We start from the raw sequence: 10826 nt of genomic DNA on the forward strand, positions 1-10826 counted from the left end.
GTATCCAGTGCTAATGTGCAACATCCGTCGGTAAATACAAACTTCCAGACAAGCTGTTCGTCATGCTGTTTAGCATATTTTCTTTTTTTCGCCAATTTCCGTTGTCACACGATCATGAAAAATGGACGCGCCGAGCAGGTGGCTTCGCGAGATCAGGGAGCTCTCCCTCTAGCCCCAAGGCTTTGGCCATAAAGGGCTGTTTGGCGCCGGGTAGGTGATTCACCGCGCGCATACCCACACCACGAACGAGCTTTTTCACTGGGTTTTGACCATCAAACAAGCTCCGGAATCCCTGCATCGCCGCAATCATTTGCATGGCTTCCGCTTTACGCCAACGCTCGAAATGACGCAGTGACGCATACGCCCCGACATCTTTCCCTTTTTCTGAAAGTTGCGCGAGTGTCTGTGCTAACGCGGCCGCATCTAACATCCCTAAATTCACCCCTTGGCCGGCAAGCGGATGAATGGTATGTGCGGCATCACCGATAAGGGCAATGCGCTCAGAGGCAAAATTCTGAGCATAACGCATGGTAAGAGGATAACTCGCACGCGGTCCGGCCACCTCACATCGGCCTAATCTAGCGTCAAAGGCAGCCGTGAGCGCCCGCTCGAATCCATCAGACGCCATGTCGCGATACTCCGACGCTTGTTCAGGCGGCACCGACCAAACAATGGAACATAAATGCGGGTCGGACAGTGGTAGAAACGCTAAAGGGCCATCAGGCGTAAAAACCTGACGCGCAACGCCTCGATGAGGGGCTTCTGTACGTACCGTTGCCACCACAGCATGGTGTCCATAATCTCGCTGAACCAATGGAAAGTGTGCTTGCTCGCGCACCCATGAGCGAGCGCCATCGGCTCCGACAACCAGCTTTGTCGTCACACCACCTCCCGAGGCCAATGGCAACCAGGTTTCGCGCTCACCTTGCATCATAGACTGGCACTGCTCAGGCATGAGCATGGTGACATTACTCTGCTGCTGCACTTTGTCGAGCAGGGCAAGTTGAATCACGCGGTTTTCAACAATGTGTCCTAGGTTTTGCTGACCAAATGCCTGTGCGTCAAAATCAATTTGCGCAAAGCTATCTTTCTCCCAAACGTGCATTTTTTGATAGCTTGCCAGTCGGCGTGCGACGATACCCGGCCAAACATCTAAGGCACGAAGCATATTCTCGCTCGCGCGACTCAGTGCCGATACACGGTTTTCTGGTAGATCGTCTAGTGTTGTTACCGGTTTTTTACCTTCAATCACAACGATGCGTAAGTCCGTTTCTGCCAGTGAGGCGGCAAGTGTTAGCCCCACCATTCCGCCACCTACAATCGCGACATCTGCATTGATCATCTTCATTTCGGTTCTACCCATCCTATGGTGCGTTGCACGAGGGGTTGTTTCACCCTTTCTATGGTCGACATCAACCCCAAACCTGCGTTCCGTGCGGCTGCAAGTAGTGCACTCTGATTAGAAAAAAGATGAACGAGCCCTGATGTTAGTGCGACGGTTGTATCTCTGTCTGGCTGGCGTTGACTGGCATAATCCATCAGGACCGGTATCGCGCCAATATCTTGCCCGCGCTGGAAGGCTGCGCTGACAGTTTGAGCCAGCGTGATGACATCTCGCAGGCCGAGGTTAAAGCCTTGTCCTGCAATGGGATGTAAACTTTGTGCTGCGTTGCCAACCACCGCCACGCGATGACTCACTGGCCGCACGACCTGATTGAGCACCAGCGGGTAGGCGTGACGTTCTCCGACATGAAGTAACTTACCAAGACGCCAACCGAAAACCTGTTGTAAGCGTTGTAAAAAAACCGAATCGCTGACTTGGGTGAGCGGTTGCGCCTCATCGGGAGTCATGCACCACACTAATGAGCAACGTCCTTGCGACATGGGCAGTAACGCGACGGGCCCCGTGTCGGTAAAACGCTCAAAGGCGTGACCTTGATGCGGAAGCGCCGTAGACACATTGGCAATCACAGCCACTTGGCCAAAGTCGTGCTGCTGCCGGGGGAGATGGAGCAAACGACTACAAGGTGAGCGACCGCCATCGGCGGCAATGAGTAATGATGCCGTTAGCGATTGTCCTTGTTTAAGTGTGACAGTAACAGCGTCAAGCTTTCGTTCAATCGCGATCACTGCATCAGGACAAAAGACATCGATGGCGGGACGCGCATGCAGTTTTTGGTGCAATACCGCGCCGGCATCTGCCAGTTCAATGACCTGACCGAGATATGACACGCCCTGCGTTTGCGCATCAATATGCGTTTGCCCAGCATGACCACGATCTGAAACGTGAATATGTTGGATCGGTGTGCCAAACGGCGCCAACGCCTCCCAAAGTCCCAGTTGCTCAAAAGCAGCGCAACTGCCCTCGGCTAACGCGATACTCCGCGCATCATAACCTGGGTGATCACCATGGTTTGGCACCATCGCCTCAACGACCGCAATACGTAACATCCCGCCACTTAGCGTATCTAACGCCAGTGCCGCGGTTGCGCCGGCCATTGCACCACCAGCAATCACTATGTCATAGGCTTTCATCCTACTTTTCCTCACCCTGAGTCATCACCATGCCTCAAACCGCAGACGTCATTGCGGTTAATGGCGCGTTTTTGGCGTCTCGTCGTCAGTTTCAAGACGTGCGCCAAGCTCGGCATGGACAACTAAGCTACACACACGCACATGCTCAACAACCTGCTCAAGCAAGTCCGCTTGCTCTTGCAAATCCCCGTCTTCGTCAATCCCTAACTGCGCCACTTCCTTTAAATCGCTGAGCGCTTCTGTGACGTCTTTGGATAGTTTACGCCCCTTTGTCCCAATCAGACCAACGCCAGCAAGAAAGGTATTAATCCATTCCACTAACGCTTCTGCACGGGCAACGACACCCGAGTGTTCATCATCCGGAACATAAATATCGAGATCTAAATCCGTTCCTGTCAGTTGGGTTTTCAATTGATGGTAGCTCTGCATGGCCAAGGTTTTTGACTCGGTCGGCCAGCCCATTCCTTGGTTGGTATAATCATAAAGCATGGTTAGCCAACTCCCCTCTTCCAGTGCCAAGCCACCACTTAGCATGCCGGCGATCAATCCATGCATTTCTGCCGGCGTAACCGCCAGGCTATCTGCTGTTAATATTTCTGCAGTCTTCGCATATGCGGGTAAACGGGTTTCAGTCACAATGTTGCCCTTGGTCGTGCGCTCAAAAATAAGTGGGTTAGTTTAGCATTTCACACCACAGGGCTGAATCACTCAGCGAAAAAACCCGTGATTCTTGGCCAGCTTGTGCGATGCAGAATTATTCTGTCCATTATGGTGGTTACAAACCCAGTGTAAGAGCAGGAAGGCCGTTGCCACGATGATAAAGATCAACCCCTCGGTGTCCATTTTTGTCTAAATTCTCTGCATCACTCGCCAAGGCGGCTTTCGATGTAGTGTATTCGGGAAAATAATTGCTAGAATAGCGCCATTATTCTGTATCTGGCCCTCGACATTGCGGGCCGTATGAGGAGCCAGCTTGGGACTATGAACACACAACCGGTTGAAATTAAAATCCTGGATCGCCTTGTTCGCGTCAATTGTCCGCCTGGACAAGAGCAAGCGCTTAAAGATGCAGCAAACGAGTTCGATCAACGGTTGCATCGGCTGGCAGAGCGCACTAAAGTAACCAATACAGAGCAGCTAATTGCCATTGCCGCTTTGAATGTTTGTCATGAATTAAATGATGCCAAACAAGCGTTGGAGACAGTTGAAGATCAGGTCAAGCAACGGACCGCCCTGATGACTGCCCAACTCGATAAAGCAGTGGCAGTGCAAGGATCGCAAAAATAATCGAATTCCCTGGGGTGTTTGTCAGCGGATCAACGTCCCTGAGCCGATAAGCAAACCGAAGGGTGTGTTGTTATAAGCTACTGAGCAAGCTCGGCTCGTACCGAGAAGCCTACGGTTTATACTACCCACCCGCCTTGAACCAGCGGGTTCAAGGGCCATCGATCCCAACGGCATCCCGGGGCCCTCCTTTACAGGCTAGCATTAAGGACAGTTATGCAGCCCAGACAGCAGATTCGCCAAACCATCCGTCACGCGCGTCGCCAGCTCTCGCCTGAACAGCAAACCGAGGCGGCCCAGCAGGTTGCGGCACGCTTTATGACATTACCTGACGTCGTTCATGCGCAGCGTATCGCCTTATACCTCTCTTTTGACGGTGAGTTGGATACCCAACCGGCAATCAACGCCTGCTGGCAGGCAGGAAAACAGGTTTATTTACCGGTTGTTCATCCGTTCAGTCGCGGCCATTTGCTGTTTTTACAGTACCACCCTCACACGCGCATGCGCCTTAATCGTTATAACATTGCCGAGCCCACTTTAGATATTCGCACCCTAATCCCTAGCTCAAAACTGGACATCATCGCCACGCCATTAGTGGCTTTTGACGCCGACGGCCAGCGCCTAGGCATGGGTGGCGGCTATTATGATCGCACGCTGGGTTTGTGCGCGCCAAATGCGACCGCCATTGGCCTCGCCCATGATTGCCAACGTTGGCATTCATTACCTTGCGAGCAATGGGATATTCCTTTACCCCATATACTGACACCAAGCCAACACTGGCATTGGTGAGCCATCATTTCGCCAACTTAGACGTTGACTCACATCGATTTCGCGACCCATAGCCTGACGCCACGATTTGGCTTCGCTATAATCACGCCTTATTCCCCGTTACGCAGGAGTTACCATGACCCAGGACGAAAAGAAAAAAGCCACCGGTGAAGCGGCGGTAGAGTATGTTAAGCCAGGCAGTATTATTGGCGTTGGCACCGGCTCGACAGTGAATTACTTTATTGATGCCCTTGAGCCAATGAAAGAAAAAATTAAAGGGGCGGTATCAAGCTCAGACGCGTCGACCGAGCGCTTAAAAGCGTTAGGGATTGAAGTCTTTGATGCCAACGAAGTGGGTCACCTCGATATCTATGTTGACGGTGCGGACGAAATCAATAAGCGCAATCATATGATTAAAGGCGGCGGCGCCGCATTGACGCGCGAGAAAATTGTTGCCGCCATTGCCGATAAATTTATCTGTATTATCGATGATACCAAACACGTCGATGTGCTTGGCGAGTTTCCTCTCCCTGTCGAAGTCATCCCAATGGCCCGCTCTTACGTGGCACGAGAGCTTGTCAAGCTGGGCGGTGATCCTTGCTATCGTCAAGGCGTGGTGACTGATAACGGCAATGTTATCCTGGATGTTCATAACCTCAAGATTCAGGATCCTAAAGGTCTCGAAGATACCATTAATGGGATCCCGGGCGTGGTGACTGTAGGCTTATTTGCCAACCGCGGTGCCGATATCGTCCTAACCGGCACCGATTCCGGGGTGAAAAAAGTGGCAGAATAAACGCATAATCCTGCAGATCAACGGCTTATACCCGCCCATTAGCAGCATTAAAAACCAACCGTTTGCGCTCAATGTAATCAATAAGTTAAAAGCACCTTTTTAAAGGTGCTTTTTTTATGGCATAGAACGGATAATTCTTACCCCTTATATAAATTTTTGTTATCTTGGTCACTGTTCTGATACCGGTTCATCGCAGGCCCATGTGCGACTTGGCGTAAAAAGATCAGGCTACTGACCACGTCACCCATTGCACTGTCTTCACCAGAAATCTAGGGGAAAGGGTGACGATACCCCCCGGCGTTCAGGCGCAACATTGCGACCCACTATTGTTTCTAAGGAAGAGAACAGCCCACATGTCACACTATTCATTGGACAAGAATAAGATAAAAATTTTACTGCTCGAAGGCGTCCACCCCACAGCCGTTGAATCATTCAAACAAGCGGGTTACACCAATATCGAGTATCACAAAGGCTCACTCACCGGTGAAGACCTTGAAACCGCGATCAAAGACGCGCATTTTGTTGGGTTACGCTCACGTACCCAGCTCACCGAAGCTGTTTTTAAGCAGGCCAAAAAACTGGTGGCTGTCGGATGCTTTTGTATCGGGACCAATCAAGTTGATCTCGATGCCGCCGCGAAACGCGGTATCCCGGTTTTCAACGCGCCTTTCTCAAATACTCGCAGCGTCGCCGAGCTCGTACTGGGTGAAATTTTATTGCTACTGCGCGGCATTCCTGAGAAAAACGCCAAAGCTCACCGTGGCGAATGGTTAAAATCTGCTGAACGTTCTTACGAGGCGCGCGGCAAAGTGCTTGGGATCATTGGCTATGGCCACATTGGTACCCAGCTCAGTATTTTGGCCGAAAACCTCGGGATGCGAGTCTATTACTATGATGTCGACAACAAGCTTTCACTCGGTAATGCCATTCAAGTTAACTCGCTAACAGAGTTACTGAATCGCAGTGATATTGTTTCTTTGCATGTTCCAGAAACCGCAAGCACACAAAATATGATTGATGCCGACGCGTTCGCACGCATGAAGCCGGGTGCAATCTTTATTAATGCTTCACGAGGGACCGTGGTTGATATTGACGCGCTCTGCGGCGCTTTAGAAAGTCAGCACCTCGCAGGGGCCGCTATCGATGTCTTTCCTGTGGAACCAAAAACCAATAAAGAAGCGTTCAGTTCACCGCTGCAGGCCTTTGATAATGCGTTACTCACGCCACATATTGGCGGCTCGACCCATGAAGCCCAAGAAAATATTGGCCTTGAAGTGGCAGGAAAATTAATCAAATACTCGGACAACGGGTCGACACTATCGTGTGTTAATTTCCCTGAAGTGTCATTGCCTGAGCATCAAGGTCGCTCACGCTTGCTGCACATTCATACCAACCGCCCGGGTGTGCTCACCAAAATTAATACCACCTTTGCCGATGAGGGCATTAACATTGCCGCTCAGTATCTACAAACGTCGGCACAGATTGGTTATGTGGTCATTGATGTGGAGATGGAGCAAGCGGATAAAGCATTGAAAAAACTCAAAGCCATTGAAGGCACCATACGTGCACGTATCTTACACTGAGATAACGCGCCAGTAGCGTCGATCAAAAAAAGCCCCAAATGGGGCTTTTTTACCACTCACAGTCTTGTCTTTACTGCTCATCGCGCAGAAATACCAACTCATTACCTTTAGACAGTTCTTCACTGAAGTAGTAACCAGCAACATCAAACCCTTTAATATCTGTCACGGATGTCGCTCGTTGATCAATCAAATAACGCGCCATCATCCCACGGGCTTTTTTCGCGTAGAAACTGATCACCTTGTACTGCCCATTTTTGCAGTCTTTAAAGACGGGCGTGATAATATCACCTGCGAGTTTTTTCTTGTTGACCGCTTTAAAATATTCATTGGAGGCGAGATTGATCAGTAGCGGATTGTCTTGCGTCGCTAACGTCTCGTTGAGTGCATCTGTGATGATATCGCCCCAAAACTGGTACAAGTTATCGCCACGCGGCGTCGCTAACTTGGTGCCCATTTCCAGGCGATAAGGTTGCATCAAATCAAGCGGACGCAATAGGCCATAAAGGCCAGAAAGCATTCGAAAATGCGCTTGTGCCCAGTCAAAGTCCTGCTCTGACATCGAATTTGCATCCAAGCCTGTATAGACATCCCCTTTAAACGCCAAGGCTGCAGGGCGAGCATTGTCAGGTGTAAATGTCGGTGACCACTCAGCAAAGCGTACCGCGTTCAGGCTAGCAATTTTATCACTCACCTTCATCAATGAGCCGATATCGGCAGGCGTCAGTTGACGGCATACCGCTATCAACGCCTCTGAATGCGGAGTGAACTGCGGCTTTGTGTATCGTTCGGTTGGTAACGGTGACTCATAATCCAGCGTTTTTGCCGGAGAAACCACAATCAGCATTTTGCTAACCCCTTTGTTGTCTGTCTATCGCTAAGCCTATCATTCCGGTGCAAAAAAAACACCGTTGCCCCTAGCGCTTAGGAAGCGGCCACGCTTTTTCATCTAATTGGCTATGTAACTCAGGAAACCGGCGACTATCAAACACAGGCACCCGCCCTAACGAACGTTGTGTGTGATAGTCGGCCGCGAGACGTTTCACTATTCCCGACAGCAATAAAATCGCGATCATATTGACGAGCGCCATCATCCCCATGGATGCGTCTGCCAGCGTCCAAACAAGCGGTAGCTCCGCCAATGCACCAAACATGACCATACCTAAAACGAGCGCACGAAAATAAGGGAGTGCCGGACGCCAGCGGCCATTGATAAAAAGTAGATTGGTTTCAGCATACGAGTAATTGGCAATAATCGAGGTGAATGCAAAGAAAAAAATCGCCACGGCAACGAATTGTTCTCCCCACCCCCCAACTTGTGCACTTAGTGCCCGCTGTGTTAATTCAACTCCCGTCACTTCCCCCCCGGGAATATACTCTCCAGACAGAAGAATGATCGCCACAGTTGCGGTACAAATCACCAAAGTATCGACAAAAACCCCGAGCATTTGCACATAGCCTTGAGAGACAGGATGTGGCGGATAAGGCGTCGCTGACGCTGCCGCGTTCGGGGCAGATCCCATCCCGGCCTCATTCGAAAACAAGCCGCGTTTAATCCCTTGGATCATGCCTTGCGCCAAGGTATAACCCAACGCGCCGGATGCCGCCTCATGTAAACCAAACGCGCTTTTTATCACCAGCATAAAGACGGCTGGCACCTGATCAAGGTGCATGATCACCACATACAAGGACAGCGAAAGATATAGCAGCGCCATCACTGGGACGACGACTTCTGCGGTTCGGGCTATCTGTCGCAGACCGCCATAAATAATCAACCCACTGACCAGCACCAACCCTGCGCCTACGTATGCAGGAGGCCAGCCAAACGCCACTTGAGCCGCTTGCGAAATAGAATTGGCTTGGACCGAGTTAAACACCAACCCGAAGGCGAGAATGAGTAAAATAGAAAAAAGGATCCCCATCCAACGCATGCCAAGACCATGCTCCATATAATAGGCCGGCCCACCGCGAAAATAACCGTCGGGATCTTGTACCTTATACACTTGCGCCAAGGTACTTTCGGCAAAGGCCGTTGCCATACCAAGAAATGCCATCAGCCACATCCAAAAAATGGCACCCGGCCCACCTAACGACAATGCCACCGCCACACCGGCCATGTTCCCCGTGCCCACGCGCGCTGCGAGTCCCGTACAAAGGGCTTGAAAAGAGGAAATGCTACCGTGGTCATGGCGGCGGCTATGACGCATAACAGAGAACATATGCGAGAAATGACGAAATTGGATACCGCCCAACGTCAGCGAGAAAAAGATACCTCCGCCAATGAGCACATAAATGAGTACCGAGCCCCAAATCAGATCATTGATAAAAGTGAGTAGGCTCAATTGACTGTCCCTCGTCATATTAAAAAGGAATGATGATATGGCGCGCAATCTTCGCGTGAACGGCTACCGAGGTCAATTTAAACTCGCCGCTGTTGAGTGAATCGTCACTGATTTGGAAAATCAGTGAGCGCAATCTCATAAAAACTTCATCTCACTGCCACAAATGAGAAATAGTTCAATTTTATGTTAGGGGCGAGTGTGGTATTAAAAAACTAACCGCAAGGTGAAAAGAGGTGACTATGGAAAACATTGCCTTTAACGATATGTTTGAGCAAGACCCACCACGGCGCAATGGACGCGCAAAACCAGTCAAACGTAAATGGAGAGAAATTGAAGCGCTGAAAGATAAACAGCGGCTAAAAAAAGAATTGGAAGACATCGATATTTTTGGCGATTTCTCTCAACTGGACCTCGATTAACTCACCCTCAACATAAAATGACTAAAAGGTGCTCAATGAGCACCTTTTTTATCTTCAATCCGACGCGGATCCGTCCGCTTAACGCTCATCTATCCGCTTAGCGTCTGTTTATCGGCTAGCGCTTCACCGTTCATCCATGCTTATCCGCTATCTCGTCATCTAAACGCGGTTGCCAATCAATCGGATTGCTTCCCTGCTCGAGCAAATATGCATTGGTTTGTGAAAAGTGTTTACAACCAAAAAAACCACGATGAGCTGAAAGCGGTGAGGGATGAGGCGCCGTCAATACATGGTGGCGATCACGGTCAATGGCTTTGCCTTTTTTTTGTGCATGTGCCCCCCACAGTAAAAAAACAACGCCTTCGCATTGCGAATTCACCACATCGATCACGCGGTCAGTCAATGTTTCCCAACCTAACTTAGCATGTGAATGCGCTTTACCCTGCTCCACGGTCAGCACCGTATTGAGAAGTAACACACCCTGCTGCGCCCAACTTTGTAAGTAACCGTGCGAGGGGATCTTAAAACCGTCAATGTCAGTCGCAAGCTCTTTATAAATATTGACCAATGAAGGCGGTGTTTTTACCCCTGGTCGTACCGAAAAGCTCAGTCCATGTGCTTGGTTCGGTCCGTGATAGGGATCTTGACCCAAGATCACCACCTTTACATCACCAAGCTCGGTGAATCGAAAAGCATTAAACACATCGTCTTTGGGGGGAAAGATCGGAACGCCCTTGGCTCTTTCACCGTCGACATACGCTAAGGTATCGCGAAAATACGCGTGTTGTTTTTCCTCGGCCAGCACCTGCTGCCACGTTTGCGCCTGAGTCATGGTTGCTCCTTATCATCACACCGGCGCTATTTTAACGAGGCAGCCGCTTAAAATCAGTGGGGAGTCCGATCTTTTGTTCGCTCGGTGTGGGCGTGATAGTGACGCTGGCAGCGGCCTTGAACCGCACGGTTTGGCGTTGGCAAGCTAGTACGGGGCATGGTCGTGGTTGGCTGAGTCATAAGTCGCTCCTTATCTCGCTACAAAGGTGTCGCCTCTTTATTAAGGCCATATTGCTTATGAAAGATTAATGCCAACCTTTTTATTATATAT

The 10826-nt window shown here is 50.3% G+C and carries 12 protein-coding genes and 1 other RNA gene; 6 read left to right on the top strand and 7 right to left on the bottom strand.

The window, feature by feature from the left end:
• Positions 1-112 precede the first annotated feature (112 nt).
• The 3 genes from BZG80_RS03935 to BZG80_RS03945 are packed head-to-tail and all read right to left on the bottom strand — an operon-like array spanning position 113 to position 3171.
• Positions 113-1348: an FAD-dependent 2-octaprenylphenol hydroxylase gene (locus BZG80_RS03935; RefSeq protein ID WP_077678783.1), complete on the bottom strand. Its 1236-nt coding sequence runs from the start codon at positions 1346-1348 to the stop codon at positions 113-115.
• Positions 1345-2535: a 2-octaprenyl-6-methoxyphenyl hydroxylase gene (gene ubiH, locus BZG80_RS03940; RefSeq protein WP_077678784.1), complete on the bottom strand. Its 1191-nt coding sequence runs from the start codon at positions 2533-2535 to the stop codon at positions 1345-1347. The genes BZG80_RS03935 and ubiH overlap by 4 nt, the downstream gene beginning before the upstream one ends.
• A 57-nt stretch (positions 2536-2592) precedes the next feature.
• The gene (locus BZG80_RS03945) at positions 2593-3171 is read right to left on the bottom strand and encodes a UPF0149 family protein (protein ID WP_077459801.1); all 579 of its coding nucleotides are present in this window, start codon (positions 3169-3171) and stop codon (positions 2593-2595) included.
• Positions 3172-3516: 345 nt separating this feature from the next.
• Between BZG80_RS03945 and zapA the strand changes: the two genes are divergently transcribed.
• The 5 genes from zapA to serA all read left to right on the top strand — a co-directional run bounded on the left by zapA (position 3517) and on the right by serA (position 6966).
• Positions 3517-3822, top strand: coding sequence for a cell division protein ZapA (gene zapA, locus BZG80_RS03950; RefSeq protein WP_077459802.1), 306 nt, complete (start codon positions 3517-3519; stop codon positions 3820-3822).
• Positions 3823-3825: 3 nt separating this feature from the next.
• Positions 3826-4008, top strand: a non-coding RNA gene (ssrS, locus tag BZG80_RS03955) — 6S RNA.
• A 27-nt stretch (positions 4009-4035) separates the two neighbouring features.
• Positions 4036-4608, top strand: a complete 573-nt coding sequence (locus tag BZG80_RS03960; RefSeq protein WP_021022117.1) for a 5-formyltetrahydrofolate cyclo-ligase — start codon at positions 4036-4038, stop codon at positions 4606-4608.
• Between the two features lie 115 nt (positions 4609-4723).
• Entirely contained in the window at positions 4724-5383 is a 660-nt protein-coding gene (gene rpiA / locus BZG80_RS03965; protein ID WP_077576426.1) for a ribose-5-phosphate isomerase RpiA, read from the top strand.
• Between the two features lie 353 nt (positions 5384-5736).
• Complete coding sequence (serA, locus tag BZG80_RS03970) at positions 5737-6966, top strand: phosphoglycerate dehydrogenase (RefSeq protein ID WP_077678785.1); 1230 nt, start codon at positions 5737-5739, stop codon at positions 6964-6966.
• Positions 6967-7036: 70 nt separating this feature from the next.
• Here serA and yaaA read toward each other — a convergent pair whose 3' ends face one another.
• Both yaaA and BZG80_RS03980 read right to left on the bottom strand, forming a co-directional pair.
• Entirely contained in the window at positions 7037-7810 is a 774-nt protein-coding gene (gene yaaA, locus BZG80_RS03975) for a peroxide stress protein YaaA (protein ID WP_077459804.1), read from the bottom strand.
• A 70-nt stretch (positions 7811-7880) separates the two neighbouring features.
• On the bottom strand, positions 7881-9305 hold the full coding sequence (locus BZG80_RS03980; protein WP_236719522.1) for an alanine/glycine:cation symporter family protein: 1425 nt from the start codon (positions 9303-9305) through the stop codon (positions 7881-7883).
• Positions 9306-9544: 239 nt separating this feature from the next.
• Between BZG80_RS03980 and BZG80_RS03985 the strand changes: the two genes are divergently transcribed.
• A complete protein-coding gene (locus tag BZG80_RS03985) occupies positions 9545-9724 on the top strand; it encodes a DUF3545 family protein (RefSeq protein WP_025674805.1) in 180 nt (59 codons plus the stop codon).
• Between the two features lie 130 nt (positions 9725-9854).
• On the opposite strand, the gene ung is transcribed toward BZG80_RS03985, so the two are convergent.
• Both ung and BZG80_RS16200 read right to left on the bottom strand, forming a co-directional pair.
• Complete coding sequence (gene ung / locus BZG80_RS03990) at positions 9855-10556, bottom strand: uracil-DNA glycosylase (protein ID WP_077678786.1); 702 nt, start codon at positions 10554-10556, stop codon at positions 9855-9857.
• 53 nt (positions 10557-10609) lie between these two features.
• Positions 10610-10735, bottom strand: coding sequence for a hypothetical protein (locus tag BZG80_RS16200; protein ID WP_274532491.1), 126 nt, complete (start codon positions 10733-10735; stop codon positions 10610-10612).
• Positions 10736-10826: the final 91 nt, after the last annotated feature.

Source organism: Salinivibrio sp. MA440, assembly GCF_001996265.1.
GTDB lineage: Bacteria > Pseudomonadota > Gammaproteobacteria > Enterobacterales > Vibrionaceae > Salinivibrio > Salinivibrio costicola.